The following is an 18994-nucleotide window of genomic DNA, read 5'->3' as shown; positions in this document are numbered from 1 at the left end:
ATCGGATTTTAATCAACAGCTTAGTGATAACTATTCAGCAGCCCCACTAAGCCAGATTAACCTTATACTTTAAGCTATTCCTTCTTAACGAGTCTTGCACTGCTAAAGTTACAAAAAACCTTTTGCTTTGTCCTAGTTTATTGGCTACATCAATAGCCTTTGCAATGCTTATGCTCTTTCTGTTGTGTTCTAAGTCACATAAGTAGCTTTTTGAAACTCCGATTTTGTCCGCAAACTCAGATTGTTTTAAATCAGCATATTCTGTTACCCTTATGGTATAAATCGCCTCACCAATAGTCAGCTCACCACCTAACAAGTCATCCATGAATTTACTCGCATCAACATTCGTATCATCACCTCAATATTATTACATTGGTTCCAGTTTGAATTGATTAAAATTTAGATAATTTTGCAAGAAACTCTGTTAAATCAGAATAAACCCAAATCCACTTCTTGCAAATTGGCATGCCTTTTGTATATAATGCCGCGTCTTTTTATATTTAGCAAAGATCAGATGTTTAAAAAACTACGGAGTAAATAATGGCAACTATTAACCAGTTGGTGCGCAATCCGCGCAAAAAAAGGGTTGTAAAAACCAAAGTACCAGCACTTAAAGCATGTCCTCAAAGACGTGGAGTGTGTACGCGTGTTTATACAACAACCCCCAAAAAACCAAACTCAGCGTTAAGAAAAGTAGCGCGGGTGAGATTGACAAGCGGTTTTGAAGTAACCACCTACATCGGTGGTGAGGGTCACAACTTGCAAGAGCATAGCGTTATCTTAATCCGCGGTGGTCGTGTAAAAGACTTACCAGGGGTGCGTTATCACACAATTCGCGGTGCGCTTGATACTTCAGGCGTTAAAGACCGTAAGCAGGGGCGTTCCAAGTATGGTACCAAACGTCCTAAAGCATAAGTTTAATTTTTTATTTAAAGGAAAATAAAATGTCTAGAAGAAATCGAGCACCAAAGCGCGAAGTGTTGCCAGATCCGAAGTTTAAAAGCGAGATCGTTGCAAAATTTATCAATCATATCATGTTATCAGGCAAAAAATCTGTAGCTGAGAGAATCGTCTACGGAGCCTTTGATCAAATCGAAGCCAAAAGAGCTGGTGAAAAAGCACCTGAAGTTTTTGAGAAAGCTTTAGAAGCGGTCGCTCCCATGGTTGAAGTAAAATCACGCCGTGTCGGTGGTGCTACTTATCAAGTTCCTGTTGAAGTTCGCCCAGAGCGTCAAATGACGGTGGCAATGCGTTGGATTATTGATGCTTCGCGTAAGCGTAAAGAAAAAAGCATGGCTTATCGTGTTGCAGCTGAGTTAATGGAAGCCGTAGAAGGTCGTGGTTCCGCTGTTAAGAAGCGTGAAGAGACACACAAAATGGCAGAAGCGAATAAAGCTTTTGCTCATTTCCGTTGGTAAGATTGGAGAAAACTCATGTCACGAGCGACAGAACTTAGTAAATACAGGAATATTGGCATCTGTGCCCACGTTGATGCGGGAAAAACAACCACCACCGAGCGGGTGTTGTTTTATACAGGTGTTTCTCACAAAATTGGTGAGGTGCATGATGGTACCGCAACAATGGACTGGATGGAGCAGGAACAGGAGCGTGGAATCACGATTACCTCTGCTGCGACCACTGTTTTCTGGCAAGGTATGGATAAACAGTTTGACAAGCATCGCATTAACATTATCGACACCCCAGGACACGTGGACTTCACGATCGAAGTAGAGCGTTCTTTGCGCGTATTAGATGGTGCAGTTGTTGTTTTCTGTGGTTCTTCTGGTGTTGAGCCACAATCAGAAACGGTGTGGCGCCAGGCAAATAAATATGGCGTTCCGCGCATCGTATTTGTGAACAAAATGGATAGAGCGGGAGCCAACTTTGAGCGCGTGTTGGGTCAAATCAGAACGCGCTTGAAAGCGACTGTTGTGCCTATGCAGCTAAATATTGGCGCTGAAGAAGAATTCAAAGGAGTTATTGACCTTGTGCGCATGAAAGCAATCATGTGGAACGAGGAAGATAAAGGCTTAACCTATACATTAGAAGAAATTCCAGCTGGGCTTCATAAGCACGCTGCAGAGCTTCGCCAGGGGGTTGTTGAAGCAGCTGCTGAGGCTAATGAAGTATTGATGAATAAATACCTTGAAGGTGAAGAGCTAACCGATGATGAGATTCATGCGGGATTACGTCAGCGTGTGATTAATAACGAAATCGTATTGGCATTCTGTGGTTCAGCGTTTAAAAATAAAGGCGTTCAGGCAGTTCTTGATGGTGTGGTGCGTTATCTTCCTGCGCCAAATGAAGTCCCTGCGATTCGTGGCGAGTTAGAAGATGGTACAGAAGCATCACGTAAATCTTCCGATGATGAGCCATTTGCAGCGCTTGCATTTAAATTAGCAGCAGATCCATTTATTGGTAACCTGACGTTTATCCGTGTTTACTCGGGTGTACTGCAATCAGGTGACTCTGTTTATAACCCAGTAAAAGGTAAGAAAGAGCGTATCGGTCGTATCGTTCAAATGCACGCCAATAAGCGCGATGAAATCAAAGAAGTCCGTGCGGGTGATATTGCGGCATGTATTGGATTGAAACAGGTGACAACAGGGGATACGTTGTGTGATGAGAATAAAATTATCACACTGGAGCGTATGGACTTCCCAGAGCCAGTAATTTCAGTGGCGGTTGAGCCAAAATCAAAAGCAGACCAGGAAAAAATGTCTTTAGCATTGGGTCGTCTAGCAGCAGAAGATCCATCTTTCCGCGTACATACGGACGAGGAATCAGGTCAAACGATTATCTCTGGAATGGGTGAACTTCACCTGGAGATTATTGTTGATCGTATGAGGCGTGAGTTCAAAGTAGAAGCGAATGTAGGTAACCCACAAGTAGCTTACCGCGAAACAATTAAGCAAAAAGTTGAGGCGGAAGGTAAGTTTGTTCGCCAGTCTGGTGGTCGTGGTCAATACGGTCATGTATGGATCAAGTTGGAACCGCAAGAAATGGGTAAAGGCTTTGAGTTTGTCGACCAGATCGTTGGTGGTACAGTGCCTAGAGAATATATCGGTGCCGTCGGTAAGGGGATTGAAGAGCAATTGAAGAACGGCGTCATTGCGGGATATCCTATGATTGATGTGAAAGCAACGCTTTATGATGGTTCATATCACGATGTGGACTCATCTGAGATGGCATTTAAAATCGCGGGTTCAATGGCTGTCAAAGCGGGTGCACAAAAAGCGTCGCCTGTGATTCTGGAGCCTTTGATGAAAGTTGAAGTGGTTATGCCTGAAGAGTATATGGGTGATGTGATTGGTGACTTAAACCGTCGTCGCGGCATGATCTCTGGCATGGATGAAAATCCAAGTGGTAAGGTGGTCAATGCTTTGGTGCCATTGGCGGAGATGTTTGGTTATGCAACGAATGTACGCTCAATCTCTCAAGGGCGTGCGTCATTCTCTATGGAGTTTGAAAAGTATGCAGAAGTGCCAAATAATATTGCAGAAGACATCATTAAAAAGCGTAACTCATAACTAGAAGGTTGAAATAAAATGGCAACAAATATAAGTAACCAGCGCATTCGCATTCGCTTGAAAGCGTTTGACCATAAATTAATTGATCTATCAACTAAAGAGATTGTTGAAACAGCAAAAAGAACAGGCGCGCAGGTAAGAGGTCCTATCCCTCTTCCCGTACGTAAAGAGCGTTTCACGATACTGATTTCTCCACACGTTAATAAGGATGCTCGTGACCAGTATGAAATCAGAACTCACAAGCGTTTGATCGATATCGTTGAGCCAACTGAAAAAACAGTAGATGCCCTAATGAAACTTGATCTGGCTGCGGGGGTTGATGTACAGATCAGCTTAAACTGAGACTAAATTGAGCATTGTTGCAATACAATGCCTTCTTGCGAAAAGCGACCTTGAGTCGCTTTTTTTATGCCTGAAATTTTTATGAATAAACGTAGGGGCGTATTAAATGCGCCTTTGCGGGCAGCAATACGGTCAATGCCGAAACGTAAATAACCATCTTTCTCAAGACATTAAAAAGTAAAAACATTTATCTTACGGTTGCGCTTCGCTGGCGATGATGGTAGCTTGTTTCGGTTGTCATTAAAAAGCGCAGGAGGCTTGTGATGTCGAAAACAGCAAAAAAGCACTCGTTGCCTTTGGCGCTTTCCCCTCTTACTCTGTCTCTGCGACTGCCTCGCTGGTAGGCGGCAATTTGTTTTTTCTTTGGTAATTTACAATCAAGTTTTAGTGATCACATTTAGTGAGTTTTGTAGCATTTTTTTGGAGGATAAACGCAAGTGAGCGAACAGACATATATTTGGCAGAATGGTCAATTTTTTGAAAAAGAAAAAGCGGTAATCAGTGTCATGACGCATGCGCTACATTATGGTTCAGCTGTTTTTGAGGGGATTCGCGCCTATAAAACGTCTAAGGGCACTGCCATTTTTAAGCTTAAAGAGCATATGCAGCGCTTTGACTACTCAATGAAAGCATTGGGGATGAAACCTCCATATACGGTTGATGAGATGTGTCAAGCGGTGATTGATACTGTTAAAAAAAGCGGGCTTGATTCTTGCTATATAAGACCATTGGCTTTTTATGGTAACACCGAAAGCGTTGGGGTGTTACCCAAACCAGAACACCCGATTGAGGTTATTATCTGGTGTTTGCCAATGGGACGTTATTTGGGGGCTGAAAGCGTTGATGTGATGGTCAGTCAATATATTCGAATTCATCCAAAATCGACCGTATGTGATGCAAAGATCTCAGGACATTATGTCAATAGTATGCTGGCTAGTATGCAAATTCGTGGTACGCATTACCATGAGGCATTACTGCTAGATGCTGATGGTAATGTCGCTGAGGGTGCGGCACAAAATATTTTCTATGTTAAAGCTAATGAAATTTTCACCACCCCGCTGGGCACTATTTTGGATGGCATCACGCGTAGAGTAGTCATTCAGATTGCTAAAGAGCAAGGCTATAAAGTCCATGAAATCTACTTTAAAGTTGCAGATATTCTCCAGGCAGACGAGGCATTTTTCAGTGGTACTGCGGCTGAGATCACCCCAATCCGCAGTGTTGATGATCAAAAGATCGCAGGGCATGGTGAAACGGGTGAAGTAACGAAACATATCAAAAAATGTTTTGCCGAAATTACTCAAGGTATCGTTGCATCAGATGCTCTGACCTATGTTTAGGGGCGTATTGTATAACCTAATGGCACACTAAGGGGTGAAAGATTTTTCGCCCCTACTTTCCACGCATAAAGAGCTTATCCAAGTCCACTATCGTCAGCTTGACCCATGTGGGTCTGCCATGGTTACATTGGTCTGCGCGTTCCGTCCCTTCCATGTCACGCAATAGCTGATTCATCTCTTGAAGCGTGATTTGATCATGGGCGCGCACTGCTTTATGACAAGACATCGTCGCAAGGATTTGATGCAAGTAATCTTCCATCGGTTTGGTTTTGCCGCCTAGCTCAAGGCTTTTTGCAATGTCTAAAAGCAGGGTCTGAATATCATTATTCTTCAAATACACTGGGATTTCACGCACAACCAAGGTCTTTTCCCCCAAGGCTGAATAATCAAACCCTAATTGATTCAACAGCACTTCATGCTCTAGTAACACATCCAATAGCAGTGGGCTTAATTCAAATGTCAATGGCAACAATAGCGTTTGCGAGAAAGGGGTTTTGTTTGCCCACAACCGTTTAACTTTCTCATACAACACGCGCTCATGAGCGGCGTGCATGTCAACCACAATCAACCCATCTTCGGTTTGTGCGAGAATAAAAATTCCATGAACCTGTGCAATGGCGAAGCCTAAAGGGTAAGTTTTTACCTCTGTCACGGGTTGTGCTTCATTAAGTACTTTAGCCGCACTTTCGCCATCTCTAGTCAGCTGATCTGCTGGGTCAATTTCTAATGGCATAGCCAGCTGAGTCGCCGTTTGCCATTGATCTACCTCTTTTAAAGCACCTGATAAGCCTGTGGTGGCTGTAAAGACCTGGTTTTTCCCTGTATCGCCATTGGATTTAGCGATAAGCTGCTCATACAACGACATGCTCTTTGTATGATTTTGCTGCGGTTTTATCGTAAAACCAGCTGTTTGAAAAGCTGGTGTCAATTCCTTTTTCTCCTTAGAAGCTTGCTCATAAAGTGTTGAAACGTCCTTGGAGTCATCTGCCAATCCGCTTTCTTCAACATTTTTCGGCGTAGTTTGCGCCAATGCGTGATGAATTTTGGCAAATAAAAAATCGTGTACCAAACGCGACTCGCGAAAACGTACTTCATGCTTTGTTGGATGAACATTCACATCCACAGCCGAGGGCTCTATACTAAAAAACAAAATAAACGCTGGATAAAGCTGGTGATGTAGTACATCTTTATAGGCCTGCTTTATTGCGTGCGCAACGAGTTTATCTTTGATGATCCGACCATTGACATAGAAATACTGCAACTCCGCACGCGACTTTGAAAACTGTGGTTTCGCCACCCAACCATGCAATTGTAGACCCATAGACTCTTCTTGGATCATCAGCGCATTTTCAATAAACTCCTCGCCACAAATCTCGGCAATCCGTTGCTGCTGCTTTTGCGGCGTATCCGCAATTGGATAGGACTTCACCTCTTTGCCATTATGCAAAATGGTGAGAGCCATATGAAAATGACACAGCATGAATTTCTTCAGTAACTCATCAATGTGCACATACTCGGTGCGCTCAGCTTTTAAAAATTTACGCCGTGCTGGCGTATTATAAAAAACCTCTGACACTTCAATCGTGGTGCCAACAGGATGAGAGGCAGGAATTAAATCATCGCCCAATTGGTTGTCCAAGCACCAGGCATGCGAGTCGCTTTGCGTTTTTGAGGTAATTTTTACTTTAGCAATTGAGCCAATACTGGCAAGCGCCTCTCCCCTAAAGCCCATACTTGCAATCGCTTCTAATTCATCCAGGCAATAAATTTTACTTGTTGCATGTGGCATAAGGGTTAATGGCAGATCCTCTTTGGCTATGCCCATCCCATTGTCGCGAATTAAAATCTTTTCTTTGCCTCCATGCTCAAGTTCAAGAGTGATTTCAGTGGCTCCTGCATCAAGCGCATTTTCAAATAACTCTTTGACAATTGACGACGGTCGCTCCACCACCTCACCTGCAGCGATTTGATTGGCGAGCTCTGTCGGTAATATTTTTATCCGTCTATTCATAGCTTAATTCCGTCTGAATTTCTTTTTTCAGTATTTGCCTATTCAATAGTTTTGCAATCTCTTGAGCGATTTCTTTTTTTGACATCCGCGCCAAATCCAATACAAGCTGATGCAGGTGATCATAGACCTGTACCTGATTTTGCTCACTATAAAAGGGAAAACCAGTTTCATTATCGATTTGATTGAGCACCAAAAAGTCAAGGGCTTTACTACTGATTTTACTCAGCGCATTCTCCTTGGCATTGTGGGTTTCAGCGGCAAATCCAACACACAACGGACGATGATGCGTTAACGATGATACGCTCTTTAAAATATCTTCATTCCTGACAAGCTTGATCGATAGAAGCTCCTCGCCCTCTTTTTTCTTAATCTTCTTCTCAACATAAGTTTCAGGGCGATAATCAGCCACCGCCGCTGCGGCAATAAATATATCGGCATCCACAATATATTGGTGCACCGCTTTATACATATCATCGGCACTTTTCACCCTGATCAAGGTTATTCCTTTGGGAGCCTGAAGCTGAGTTGGTCCAGAAATCAAGATCACTCTCCAGCCCAAATGTACAAAACTTTGTGCTAAAGCATAACCCATTTTCCCTGAGCTGTGATTGGAAATATAGCGCACAGGATCGAGTCGCTCGACCGTTGGTCCTGCAGTTATAAGCACTGTTTTATCAATTTCTGCTATTGCATGGAAAATATTTTTTACAATTGCTTCGGGCTCCATTAAGCGACCTTCGCCAACATCGCCACAGGCTTGCTCGCCTGAGTCTGGGGGAAGCACCACACATCCTCTATCTTTAAGTTTGGCTAAATTTTCCCGCACAATGCTATTTTGCCACATCAGTTTATTCATGGCTGGCGCAATATAAACAGGTTTATCGGTTGCCAATACGACATTCCCGAGTAAATCACCTGCAAGTCCAGCTGCAAGTTTGCCAATGGTGTTTGCCGAAGCTGGTGCTATCACAATCTGATCCGCCCAGCGAGCGAGTTCAATATGCTCAATCGGGTTGTCGGTATAGCGGAATAAATCATCATAAACTCTGTGCTGACAAAGCGCTTCAAAACTTAAACGCGTCACAAATTCTTGGGCTGCCTTGGTTAATATGACTTTCACCTCATAATTTTCCTTGGTTAAAAGCCTGGTCAATTCCAGAGCCTTGTAGGCTGCCACACTGCCAGTAACGCACAAGAGGATTTTTTTCATTATTTTTGAAATAGATACAACAAATAGCAGTCATAGTAAAAGATAAGAAGTTGAATGTATATACCCATCGCAAACACAGGAGTACTTTTGGTGTTATTTATGGGGTATGGTACTAAGCTGTTATTGCAATGCCCGCACTCCAATCACGCCATAAGGCATAGGCGCATCTTGAATTTCGATCCCGATTGAGTCTGTTGAAGTGTTAAGTCGCGTTTGTTGCGTTACTGGATTGTAAGTTATATAAACGCCAGTCGTTGAGCTTAGATTGACAGTGGCAAATTCCTTATTAACTCTCAAGGCAATAAAATGGGCAAAACCATTAGGAGGATTGCTATTACTCTCGGTAATCACCATTACAAAACCCTGAAAAGGAATGACTTGTTTCAGCGTTTCCCCTGGAAAACTAACTGATCGATTTAAAACAGCCGAAGGTGTAGTTGATGAAGAGGGATAGACATAAATCTCGATGTAGCTTTGGTATGGCACGACCAAAAAATGGCTACTTTCATCTCTAAACAAAACCTGTGGAACATAGCTAAGTTGTTCCTCTGGATCATCTTTTGTGTAAATAATCGTGCTTGCTGTGATCTGAGCTTGTGAATTTAACGTGATGTCAACAATATGCTTAAGTCCCGAAGCCACGGATAGAAACAACAGTAACCTGGTTACATTCTGATTCGCTCTGATATCTATAGGTAAAATATAGGCATGAGTCACATCTGAGAGTGTCACTAACTCCACTGCCGCACTCGCCTGATTCCCCACATTATCAAAAATGAACCCTTTAATAGTACCATCGGTAGTTTGAATGAGGGTAAAACCATAAATGAGATTAAAGATATTGATCCATTTTATTGTATATATCGGTGTCGTAATCTTAAGCCACCGATTAGCCTGAGAGGAATCAGGGCTTTCCATTGTCCCTTGGGTGTTTACAAAAATATTATTCTTATAGCTGATTTTAAAACCTTCTGTGTAATAAATATGGGGATCATAAGCCAGTGGCTGACTATTCTCTGGTAAAACAACCCTCCAGCGGTCACTCTCTTCAAATGGTGTTTTGCTCGCGACACTTTTATGGACGTTGACAAAAGTATAGCCCTCATAAGTTACGAACTCACCAGGATCATAAACTTGATTCTGCCAAGGCGCAGGATTAAACTGCGCCACTGCCCAGCCATTACTGGGAGGATCCCCCTTCCCGACCCCATTGTTCATGGTACCAACATATTTGACACCATTGTACGTAATAATATCACCTTTGTAGTATTGGACATCCGCATTCCATGCTGGATAGGTACCAAATGGGATGATTAATCGCCATTGGCTCCAATTACTGTAAGGGTCTTTATTCTGACCTGTGTTGACCTCACTTAACGCCACAAAAATCTGCCCAGCATAGTTCACATAACTGCCTGCTGGATATTCTTTACTTGAGTCATATTGATTGGGGGAGCTTAGCATGTCTTGCACAAGAAGGCGCGTCCAGGCTAAATTAGCAAAACTCCCTGACTGAGCTTTCAGTGTAGATAAAGCTATCTCCGTATAGTAAGCATACGCCCCCTCATAGATGATCAAACGCCAATGCCAAGCTCCAGCATTTAAATACCAGCCTTGTTCGAGCTTGTAATTCCCATTATCTGCAAATTCTAAACTATGGCTCCCTCCCGTGGTTGGACTATAGTTCAGCTGTTTACCAGAACCAGCTGCCCCAACGGTTCCTGTGTTATCCACACTGATAGTCCCTAGAAATCCTGCCTGCCCGTCATCTATCGTATTGTTAGCGTTTTTTTGTAAAGCATTCAAGTTAGTCAAAATTACTGCAGGGATATTCACATTTTGTATTGCTTGCGATGTTAAATCATTTAATTGCCTGTATTGGCTGGGCGCATTGACAATAGCTACGTATTCGATCTGGTGTTGTGCCTGTGCAGTAACCCGTATATTTACACCATATTGCAACACGGCGGAGGCGTTATTAAGCGCCGCATGATCGGGAAAGATAGCATCATTTAAATCCACAGGTACCGTACTAGTCACGGTAATGTTTTCAGCGTTTGAAGTATAATTTTTTACAACAGGACTTAAAGGTGTATTGGTGTAGGGGTAATCATTTGTTTCCATCGTATTTTTTAAAGATAAAAACGCAGCATTGCGCGCATTATTGTAGTTTTCAATCGCCTGATTTTGCACCATACTGACTTTCAGCATATACAAAATAACACCTGATAATATTGATACTACAGCAACAATGATGAGTGCTATCAGTAGTACACTGCCTTGTTCACGATGTCCCGTTTTATTCATGTTCAGCAGATCCTGATAATCCATATGTCAAAAAGTATAGTTGACGAGATTCTACAAGGTAGTGCCATGGGCAAAATTTTAATGAGGCGACCATGATTTGCGATGGGTATAGTTTGGTTTCTTCAACAATAGATAGTAGAATTGGGCGCAAAATTCTTCATAGATATATTGTTGAATGCCCTTGGCATTTGAGTTTAAGGTTAGAAATATGCCAAATAAAGTAGAAATTATTACGATTGATGGACCCAGTGGTGTGGGTAAGGGCACATTGTCACGATTATTGGCACAAAAGTTCAATTATGCCCTGCTAGACAGTGGTGCAATTTATCGACTGGCGGCACTTTATGTGTTAGATCACCAGTTGCCATTGGATGATGAGCGTATGTTGGCAAAAAAGCTAGCGCAGCTGAATATTCGTTTCTCGGTTGAGGCAGATAAGACAAAAGCCTATTTGGATGAAGTTGATGTTAGTAGCCGCATTCGCGAAGAGCAAACAGGAATGATGGCTTCTAAGATTGCAAAAATATCTGTGGTAAGAGATGCGCTAATGCAGTGTCAAAAGGACTTTGCAGAAGGTGTGAATGGACTTGTGGCAGATGGCAGAGATATGGGAACGGTAGTATTTCCTCATGCCAAGCATAAATTTTTTCTTGAAGCAAATAGCAGAATACGTGCAAAGAGACGTTTTGACGAGCTTGCAGTAAAAGGTGAAAAGGCAGACTATGACGAGATTTTGGCGCAGTTAGAGGCGCGGGACAGGCAAGATAGAAATAGGGTCGTGGCACCATTAAGACCTGCAGAAGATGCGTGGATTATCGATACAGGTCACTTGGGCATCAGAGAGGTATTCGATAAAATCTTATCGGCAATTGAATTGAAAAACAGGCAAAAGGCAATTCAGCTCTGGATGGAGTGTTATTACCAGCTTCTTATTAAAAATATTGAGCACTTGGGTTATGTGCCAGAGTTTTTGGATAAACCCCATGAAATTGACGCAGATTGCACGAGACTATTGTGCCAAACGCGCGGCATGTTTTATTTACTAACATATGCACGCTTAACCAATACAACAGAGGGACTTAATAAAGCCTATCAGCTATATCAGATGATCAAAAATGAATATTTTGATTCAGTTAGCCAGGGTTGGTACAAAGACAAGCTCTGCAAAAATGACAACGATCCGTATGAATACGCCTTTTTGTTGTTTTCGCTAAGTGAGCTGTATGGCAATTTTAAGGAGGAAGCGTTGTTGGAGGACATTTTAAATGTTCACACACGCATTCACCAAAAATTTATCGAAAACGAATTTAGTCGCTTAAGAAGTGAAACAGGGGTGATTGGTCAAAATGCACTGATGCACTTGTTTGAAGGCTATTTGATGGCTTTTCGGCATACCCGTGAAACTTTATTTAAAGCGCAAGCCGAAGACTTGTATCGCAAGATCATGGTATTGTTTTTTGATCCACAAAAAAAACTGATACGTGAGTACTCTATTGAAGAGCAACCTGAAATATTTGAGCCAGGACACAGCTTTGAGTGGTGCTCTTTAATGACCGAAGCGAAGAGTTTAGGTGTTGATATCAGTGTGATGGATGATGATAAAACCCTCTTTGAGCAGACTTTAAAGCAAGGCTTGAGTGCGAAGGGATACGTGAGACCCAATCTGCATGAAAATGAACAAACCTCGCCATATCGCATTTGGCCGATGCTGGAGTATATGCGTTACTTGGCAATGAGCGGACAATCTGCGTCTTTAGCCTCAGTGTTTGATACATTCAGTGCGACCTTTATCGATCATGATTTACCTGTTGAGTACGTCGATTATTCAGGTAATCCTGGTTTTAACTTGATAAAATCGACCACGGGCTATCATTTGATTAATTGTTGGCAGTACATGTTGTGAGGAAAAATGGATAATAGCAGCCTTTATTTTTTATATTTACATGGATTTCAGGGCTCCCCTGATTCCCCAAAAGCGCAAAAACTTAAAGTATGGTTAAAGCAACAGTATCCTCACGCGATCATAGAAGCACCACAATTGCCAGCGACGACCAAAGAAGCATTCGACTTAATTGATCGCTTGCTGACAAGAACGAACGCCAGGCACAAAGTAATTATCGGCAGCTCCCTGGGCGGCTATATGGCGCATTTGCAAAAGCAGCTTCGTGATGATGTTGATAAGGTGGTTTTAATTAATCCCGCCGTACGCCTTGATTTGATCGCGGAAACTCCTGCCTATCAGCATGTGTATGAAGAGGCGATGATGCTGGTTAATGCAATGCCAAAAACGTTGAAAGATTTGAAAAATTACCTGGTATTGCTGCAGGAGGATGATATGACAACACCCATACAATTTGCTAAACAGGTATTTGCAGGTGCGAATATCGATATTAAGACGGGGCAAGGTCACGCGTATAGCGATATTGAGGTGAGCTTTAGGCAAATTTCAACCTTTTTGTCCATGACTTCCTTTGGGCAAACAAATGACTATTGAATATGAAAAATAATGTCTATATTAATGATTTTGCTGTGATCAATGCGCTAGGTGATGGTAAAGAAGAAGTTGCCAGGGCGTTACTGGCGAATCGCGCAGTGCTGATTCCATATGATGCGCTCTTTAGTGGCAGGAAAACCTATGTGGGAAAAGTGACAGCTCAGCTAACGAGTTTGCCAGAGCAATATCAGCAGGTTGACTGTCATAATAATCGATTGCTATTTAAAGCATTTCAGGAAATAAAGTCCGCCTATGAAGATTTATCACACAAGATGAATCCAGAAAGAATAGGCGTGATCTTAGGCACAAGTACCTCAGGCATTTTAGAAGGAGAGATGGCTTATCAGCATTATGCCAGGACAGGGCAAATGCCAAGGAGTTTTCATTATCATCAGCAGGAATTTGGCACAATGGCGGAGTTTGTTGCAAAACTTGCAGCTGCCCGAGGTCCTGCCTATGTGATCTCAACTGCCTGTTCTTCCAGTGGCAAAGCATTTATGTCCGCAAAACACCTAATCAAGGCAGGACTGTGTGATTTGTGTATTGTTGGTGGAGCCGATAGCTTATCGCAATTGCCACTAAATGGCTTTGATGCGCTAGATTCTATCTCAAGTGGTATTTGCCAGCCGTTTCAGCAAAATCGGGATGGCATTAATATTGGAGAAGGTGTGGCATTATTTATTTTAAGTAAGCATTCAAGCGAACTTGAGTTATTAGGCGGCGGTGAGACTTCTGATGCCTATCATATCACCTCCCCAGACCCAGAAGGCAAAGGGGCAAAACAAGCGATGCTTAATGCACTCATGGACGCCAATATTAAGCCCATGGATATTGCCTATATCAACACGCATGGGACGGCAACGCCCAAAAATGATGCGATGGAAAGTTGCGCAATTTATGAAGTCTTTGCGGATCGCGTATGCTGCAGCTCAACTAAGCCTCTAACAGGTCACACTTTGGGTGCTGCAAGTGCGACGGAGATGGCATTATGTGCGCTTTTACTCTTGAAAGCATATAACCCTGAGAGAAAGTTACCTGCACAAGTAAACAATGATCATTTTGACCCAAAATTATCGGCAATCCAATTAACGAATGATAAAAGCGTTTGGGAAAAGCCCTGCTTTATGAGTATTTCGGTGGTAATAACGTCAGTTTAATTATTGGCAATAGTCATTGTTTTATGTGATGGACTGAGTATGCAGTATGATTTAAGTGAAATAATCCCACAATCACCGCCGATGCGGTTGATTGACACCTTCGAGCAGGTTAATGAAGATCAGGCTGTTTGCGGGGTTAAAATTACCCCAGAGCATATTTTCTATGACAAAGAAATCAAGGGGGTTTATGCTTGGGTTGGCATTGAGATGATGGCGCAGGCATCCGCTGCCCTTGCCTATTTTCAGGGTGATAAAGAGCAACATGCTCCAAGGCGTGGGTTTATGATTAGTGTGAGAAATTTTAAAACAGAGCAAGTGAGCTTTAATGAAGGGGATACTTTGACCGTCATTGCCAAAAAAGAGATGATTAGCGATCCTTTGGGAGTTTTTTTATGTGAAATTCACCAGGAGGGAAAATGTGTGGCATCGGCTAAATTTAGTGCGTATCAGCCTAGTGAGATAGAGTTTAAACAAATTATTCAAGGGAAAAATTTTGACTAGAAGAGCGTTAGTAACGGGGGCCAGTAAAGGCATTGGTCAAAGTGTGGCGATTATGCTCGCACAATCAGGGTTTGAAGTGGTCGTGCATTACCATCGTGATGATAAGGGGGCAAAAGAAACCGCTCGCCTCATTGAGGAAAATGGCAGAAAGGCTTGTTTAATCCAGTTTGATATACAAGATAGAGCAGCCTGTAAAGAGAGGCTGATGGCAGAAATTGCGCAAAATGGCGCATTTTATGCGGTTGTTAATAATGCGGGCATTTGTCTGGATGTGCCGTTTCCTGCAATGGAAGAAGATATGTCGGATCGTGTCATTCATACCAACCTCGATGGCTTCTACAATGTGCTAAAGCCCTGTGTGATGCCGATGATTCAGCAGCGTACAGGTGGCAGAATCGTGACGCTGGCATCAGTCTCAGGAATGGCTGGCAATAAAGGACAGGTCAATTATAGTGCGGCAAAATCAGGCATTATTGGTGCGACTAAAGCCCTGGCATTGGAACTTGCTAAACGTAAAATTACCGTCAATTGCGTTGCTCCTGGCTTGATAGAAACTGATATGACCAAGGATTTAGAGTACAAAAACGAAATTGAAAAACGTATCCCCATGCGTCGCGCGGGTACAGTGGAAGAGGTCGCCGCTGTCATTAACTTTCTATGCTCAGATGCTGCAAGTTACATCACGCGCCAAGTGATTTCAGTCAATGGTGGACTCATATGACAGAGCGTGTTGTGATTACAGGAATGGCTGGAGTCAGCGCTCTAGGAAGTGATTGGGAAACTATTAAAGAGGCGTTGCTTAGTGGTAAAACAGCCATAAAAAGAATGAGTAAGTGGTCACAGATTCAAGGGTTACATACCAATCTTGGCGCGCCAATTCTTGATTTTAAAATGCCTGAACACTATACGCGTAAGCAGCTAAGATCAATGGGGCGTGTAGCCCATCTTGCGACCGTAGCAAGTGAAAATGCGTTGATGGATGCAGGGTTGTTGGAAGAGTTTGAGTTACTGGAAAGTGGACAGGTTGGGATTGCCTATGGCTCTTGCTCTGGGAGTACTGAAGCCTTGTGTGATCTGATAAAAATAAGAACAGAATGCACGGTGAAAAATGTCAGTGCAACAACTTATTTGAAATCAATGAGTCACACCTGTGCAGTTAATATAGCACTGATTTTTGGTCTAACAGGACGCGTAATTCCAACATCCAGCGCATGTACCTCAAGCTCACAGGCGATTGGTTATGCGTATGAAGCGATTAAGCACGGCTATCAAAAGATCATGTTAGCAGGAGGTGCTGAAGAGTTATGTCCAAGCCAGGTGACGATTTTTGATACTTTGTTTGCAACGAGTCAAAAGAACGACTCCCCACACTTAACGCCAAGACCATTTGATAAAAACAGAGATGGGCTCGTGCTTGGTGAAGGGGCTTGTACATTGATTCTGGAGGAATATGAGCATGCCAAGGCGCGAGGAGCTAAGATTTATGCCGAAGTCGCGGGTTTTGGTACCAATTGTGATGCAAGGCATATCACCCAGCCCACCGCCGAGAAAATGGTTGAAGCATTAAAACTTGCTTTAAGTGATGCAAAGCTTGAGGCTCAAGATATCGGCTATATTTCAGCGCACGGTACCGCGACTGATAGAGGGGATATTGCCGAAAGTGAGGCAACTTTTGCAATCTTTGGTAACCAGGTTCCGATCAGTTCATTGAAGGGCAATTTCGGTCATACTCTGGGAGCTTGTGGTGCGCTGGAATCCTGGCTTAGCATCATGATGATGAAAGATGGTTTGTTTATGCCCACGGCAAATCTTGTCGAAGTCGATGCAGCCTGTGCAGGACTTAATTATATTATGGGTAGCGCACAAGCGATTAAAACGAATATTGTCATGAGCAATAATTTCGCCTTTGGCGGAATTAATACCTCATTGATTTTTAAGGATTACCTCAGTGAATAAGCCACTTATATTTACCAAGATGTGCGCGCTGGGCAATGACTTCGTCGTAATCGATGAACGAGAGCGTCCACGCAATTGGCAGCCCCAGCAAGTTAAACAAATCTGTGATCGGCGCTTTGGCGTGGGCGCCGATCAGCTGCTTTTGATTAGAAAATCAGGCAAAGCGGATGCCAGCATGCACATCTATAATCAAGATGGCTCTAAGGCAAAGCAATGTGGCAATGGTTTACGCGCCGTGGCAAGTTTGCTATTGGCGGAAAAGAACACTCAGCATGTTGAAATTGAAGTAGGAGGCTTTGTGCATCGTTGCCAGATGATCGCACATGATTGGATTCAGGTCGCTTTTCCATTGCCCAGTATTAAGCCTGGGCAATATATCATCACAGATGATTCGGAGTTTGATGCCGCTGTGGAAGTGGATGTGGGGAATCCCCATCTGGTGTTATGGCGTAATCTTAATGAGGCAGGCTCCTTTGATGAACTTGGGATGTCGCTGCAGCAAAGATATCAAGGTGGTATAAATGTTCATGCAGTAAAACAGTTGGCATACGATCGAATCTATGTTGAGCATTGGGAGCGTGGTACGGGAATCACGCCATCGTGTGGCAGTGGCAGCATTGCCTGTGTTTTTTCAGGAGTTTATCTTGGGCGATTAAAACCCAAGGTGACGGTGGAAAATGCAGTTAGCCAGCTCATTGTTGAGTGTATGGCAGAAGAGGTTTTATTAACCGGTGCAATCAAAACGATTTTTAGTGGAAATATAGGGGAAATATGATGATACAAATTAGAGAAATTCCTTTTAGAACAACTATTTCAGGATTAACCCATAGCCTCAGTGTCATGGAATATAGACACCCTAAGGCCAAGGCGAATATTTACATGCAAGCGGCATTGCATGCTGCTGAAAGCAATGGCATTGCCTTGATTTATCTACTGCGGCAATATTTAGAGACGCATGATTTTCCCTACAATGTGACCTTAGTGCCGTTTGCTAATCCGTTTGCGATGGATATCAAAATTGGTGAGTACACCTATGGGCGCTTTGATGCCAAAACGGGTGAGAATTGGAATCGCGGATTTAAAAATCTGCTGATGCCCTATGGCAAGTTGCCTGCAATTGATTTAGATGCCTTTGTTAAAGCGCATCAAAAACAGGGGTTTGTGGTGCTGTGTGAGCGGTTTTTAGCTTTGTTAAGAGAGCGTTTGAACACCTGCTTTCAGCACGATAATGCACCGTATGAGAAGCTTGCCAATATCCTGCACCATCTGGCGCTAAATGCTGATTTTAGCTTTGATTTGCACTGTGATTCCATTTCAGTGCCATATATCTATGCCCCTAACTATTTGCAAGATGAACGCTTAAGACATTTTAACAGCAATGCGTTTATTTTGACCCCCAATGAGCCAAGTGGCTGTTTTAACCAGGCTATTTTTTATCCCTGGTGGCAGCTGACCGAGTGTTGGAATAATCTCACAGGCGAAAACAAAGTACCACCAAAACATGCGTTCACCTATGAGATGGGGAATAAAGAGAGTTTTGACTTAGGAAATGCTGAAACCTTGCTTAAAGGCATCATCGCCTATATTAAAAATACTGACATAGCGAAACCTCATATGCCGCAGTATGCCTGCCTTGAGCGCGACTTTTTTCGTATTAGAGCGCCGATGGGAGGGATGGTGGCTTATGCCGATCACCTGTTAGGTGGCTTGCAAAAGCCCAATACTCCACTTGCGACTGTATATGATAAAAGCAGTATTTTAGCTTTAGCTGAACCACAAGTTTTGACCTTGGCACAAGAAGCTTTATTATTGACTCGCACCTCATCGGCAACCGTACACGAAGGCGATGAAGTGTTAAAAGTCATGACACAATGTTTTGAGATCTAATAAAACGCTGTAGCGTAGTCTAAACCAATCAAATTGTCCGATAGAATTGCCAAATATTGTAACTCTAAGTAAATAAGAGTAACTTTAGTGCCAGGCATCAGTACAGATGCTTTGCAAAAACAGTAACAATTAAAACTTAATGACCCTGTTAGCGTAGAGTGGGTGGGAAATATAGTCGCAGCTAACCATACAGGTTGTAAAAATGAGAGTAGATTTCCACGAAATAACGCTAACATAGCCAAATTAATTTAAGGGATAA

Annotated in this window: 17 protein-coding genes and 1 pseudogene; 14 read left to right on the top strand and 4 right to left on the bottom strand. The window is 42.8% G+C overall.

All coding sequences use genetic code 11. The features are described from left to right. Positions 1–46 precede the first annotated feature (46 nt). Positions 47–325: a helix-turn-helix domain-containing protein gene (locus CU053_RS00495; protein ID WP_100551379.1), complete on the bottom strand. Its 279-nt coding sequence runs from the start codon at positions 323–325 to the stop codon at positions 47–49. A 215-nt stretch (positions 326–540) separates the two neighbouring features. Here CU053_RS00495 and rpsL point away from each other — a divergent pair, with 215 nt between their 5' ends. From rpsL to CU053_RS00470, 5 genes are all read left to right on the top strand, one after another. Further along, positions 541–915 (top strand): 30S ribosomal protein S12, encoded by a 375-nt coding sequence (gene rpsL, locus CU053_RS00490; protein WP_100551380.1) that lies wholly within the window; start codon positions 541–543, stop codon positions 913–915. Between the two features lie 29 nt (positions 916–944). After that, positions 945–1418: a 30S ribosomal protein S7 gene (gene rpsG, locus CU053_RS00485; RefSeq protein WP_100551381.1), complete on the top strand. Its 474-nt coding sequence runs from the start codon at positions 945–947 to the stop codon at positions 1416–1418. A gap of 15 nt (positions 1419–1433) precedes the next feature. Then, the gene (gene fusA, locus CU053_RS00480) at positions 1434–3530 is read left to right on the top strand and encodes an elongation factor G (RefSeq protein WP_100551382.1); all 2097 of its coding nucleotides are present in this window, start codon (positions 1434–1436) and stop codon (positions 3528–3530) included. A gap of 18 nt (positions 3531–3548) precedes the next feature. Then, complete coding sequence (gene rpsJ / locus CU053_RS00475; protein ID WP_456061811.1) at positions 3549–3872, top strand: 30S ribosomal protein S10; 324 nt, start codon at positions 3549–3551, stop codon at positions 3870–3872. Between the two features lie 437 nt (positions 3873–4309). Next, the gene (locus CU053_RS00470; RefSeq protein WP_100551383.1) at positions 4310–5212 is read left to right on the top strand and encodes a branched-chain amino acid transaminase; all 903 of its coding nucleotides are present in this window, start codon (positions 4310–4312) and stop codon (positions 5210–5212) included. 52 nt (positions 5213–5264) lie between these two features. Here the strand turns inward: CU053_RS00470 and mutL are convergent, their stop codons facing one another. The 3 genes from mutL to CU053_RS00455 all read right to left on the bottom strand — a co-directional run bounded on the left by mutL (position 5265) and on the right by CU053_RS00455 (position 10740). Continuing rightward, positions 5265–7223, bottom strand: a complete 1959-nt coding sequence (mutL, locus tag CU053_RS00465; RefSeq protein ID WP_100551384.1) for a DNA mismatch repair endonuclease MutL — start codon at positions 7221–7223, stop codon at positions 5265–5267. Continuing rightward, the gene (coaBC, locus tag CU053_RS00460) at positions 7216–8433 is read right to left on the bottom strand and encodes a bifunctional phosphopantothenoylcysteine decarboxylase/phosphopantothenate--cysteine ligase CoaBC (protein WP_100551385.1); all 1218 of its coding nucleotides are present in this window, start codon (positions 8431–8433) and stop codon (positions 7216–7218) included. The genes mutL and coaBC overlap by 8 nt, the downstream gene beginning before the upstream one ends. A 120-nt stretch (positions 8434–8553) precedes the next feature. Then, positions 8554–10740 (bottom strand): hypothetical protein, encoded by a 2187-nt coding sequence (locus CU053_RS00455; RefSeq protein WP_100551386.1) that lies wholly within the window; start codon positions 10738–10740, stop codon positions 8554–8556. 208 nt (positions 10741–10948) lie between these two features. On the opposite strand from CU053_RS00455, the pseudogene cmk reads away from it, so the two are divergent. The 9 genes and pseudogenes from cmk to CU053_RS00415 all read left to right on the top strand — a co-directional run. Continuing rightward, a pseudogene (cmk, locus tag CU053_RS06585) lies at positions 10949–11617 on the top strand ((d)CMP kinase); the annotation flags it as partial. 30 nt (positions 11618–11647) lie between these two features. Next, complete coding sequence (locus tag CU053_RS06580; protein WP_325063822.1) at positions 11648–12643, top strand: AGE family epimerase/isomerase; 996 nt, start codon at positions 11648–11650, stop codon at positions 12641–12643. 6 nt (positions 12644–12649) lie between these two features. Then, positions 12650–13234 (top strand): YqiA/YcfP family alpha/beta fold hydrolase, encoded by a 585-nt coding sequence (locus CU053_RS00445; protein ID WP_100551388.1) that lies wholly within the window; start codon positions 12650–12652, stop codon positions 13232–13234. Positions 13235–13236: 2 nt separating this feature from the next. Further along, on the top strand, positions 13237–14391 hold the full coding sequence (locus CU053_RS00440) for a beta-ketoacyl-ACP synthase (protein ID WP_233263291.1): 1155 nt from the start codon (positions 13237–13239) through the stop codon (positions 14389–14391). A gap of 39 nt (positions 14392–14430) precedes the next feature. After that, positions 14431–14892 carry an ApeP family dehydratase gene (locus CU053_RS00435; protein WP_100551389.1) on the top strand — a complete coding sequence of 154 codons (462 nt, stop codon included), beginning with the start codon at positions 14431–14433 and terminating at the stop codon, positions 14890–14892. Continuing rightward, complete coding sequence (gene fabG / locus CU053_RS00430; RefSeq protein WP_100551390.1) at positions 14885–15613, top strand: 3-oxoacyl-ACP reductase FabG; 729 nt, start codon at positions 14885–14887, stop codon at positions 15611–15613. Before CU053_RS00435 ends, fabG begins: the two co-directional genes overlap by 8 nt. Beyond that, positions 15610–16848, top strand: coding sequence for a beta-ketoacyl-ACP synthase (locus CU053_RS00425; protein ID WP_100551391.1), 1239 nt, complete (start codon positions 15610–15612; stop codon positions 16846–16848). The genes fabG and CU053_RS00425 overlap by 4 nt, the downstream gene beginning before the upstream one ends. Further along, entirely contained in the window at positions 16841–17623 is a 783-nt protein-coding gene (dapF, locus tag CU053_RS00420) for a diaminopimelate epimerase (RefSeq protein WP_100551392.1), read from the top strand. Before CU053_RS00425 ends, dapF begins: the two co-directional genes overlap by 8 nt. Beyond that, positions 17620–18735, top strand: a complete 1116-nt coding sequence (locus CU053_RS00415) for a M14 family metallopeptidase (protein WP_100551393.1) — start codon at positions 17620–17622, stop codon at positions 18733–18735. Before dapF ends, CU053_RS00415 begins: the two co-directional genes overlap by 4 nt. The last annotated feature ends 259 nt before the right edge of the window (positions 18736–18994 follow it).

Source organism: Caedibacter taeniospiralis, assembly GCF_002803295.2.
Taxonomy (GTDB): domain Bacteria; phylum Pseudomonadota; class Gammaproteobacteria; order Francisellales; family Francisellaceae; genus Caedibacter; species Caedibacter taeniospiralis.
Note: the sequence above shows the minus strand (reverse complement) of the source record. Positions and strands in the feature narration are given on the sequence as shown.

What these genes read in the sequence shown, in the direction of transcription:
- CU053_RS00415 (WP_100551393.1), top strand. Translation starts at nt 17,620, where the DNA reads ATGATGATACAAATTAGAGAAATTCCTTTTAGAACAACTATTTCAGGA.
- rpsJ (WP_456061811.1), top strand. Translation starts at nt 3,549, where the DNA reads ATGGCAACAAATATAAGTAACCAGCGCATTCGCATTCGCTTGAAAGCG.
- CU053_RS00440 (WP_233263291.1), top strand. Translation starts at nt 13,237, where the DNA reads ATGAAAAATAATGTCTATATTAATGATTTTGCTGTGATCAATGCGCTA.
- CU053_RS06580 (WP_325063822.1), top strand. Translation starts at nt 11,648, where the DNA reads ATGGAGTGTTATTACCAGCTTCTTATTAAAAATATTGAGCACTTGGGT.
- mutL (WP_100551384.1), bottom strand. Translation starts at nt 7,223, where the DNA reads ATGAATAGACGGATAAAAATATTACCGACAGAGCTCGCCAATCAAATC.
- CU053_RS00495 (WP_100551379.1), bottom strand. Translation starts at nt 325, where the DNA reads ATGGATGACTTGTTAGGTGGTGAGCTGACTATTGGTGAGGCGATTTAT.
- CU053_RS00455 (WP_100551386.1), bottom strand. Translation starts at nt 10,740, where the DNA reads ATGAATAAAACGGGACATCGTGAACAAGGCAGTGTACTACTGATAGCA.
- CU053_RS00425 (WP_100551391.1), top strand. Translation starts at nt 15,610, where the DNA reads ATGACAGAGCGTGTTGTGATTACAGGAATGGCTGGAGTCAGCGCTCTA.
- rpsL (WP_100551380.1), top strand. Translation starts at nt 541, where the DNA reads ATGGCAACTATTAACCAGTTGGTGCGCAATCCGCGCAAAAAAAGGGTT.
- CU053_RS00445 (WP_100551388.1), top strand. Translation starts at nt 12,650, where the DNA reads ATGGATAATAGCAGCCTTTATTTTTTATATTTACATGGATTTCAGGGC.
- coaBC (WP_100551385.1), bottom strand. Translation starts at nt 8,433, where the DNA reads ATGAAAAAAATCCTCTTGTGCGTTACTGGCAGTGTGGCAGCCTACAAG.
- fusA (WP_100551382.1), top strand. Translation starts at nt 1,434, where the DNA reads ATGTCACGAGCGACAGAACTTAGTAAATACAGGAATATTGGCATCTGT.
- rpsG (WP_100551381.1), top strand. Translation starts at nt 945, where the DNA reads ATGTCTAGAAGAAATCGAGCACCAAAGCGCGAAGTGTTGCCAGATCCG.
- CU053_RS00435 (WP_100551389.1), top strand. Translation starts at nt 14,431, where the DNA reads ATGCAGTATGATTTAAGTGAAATAATCCCACAATCACCGCCGATGCGG.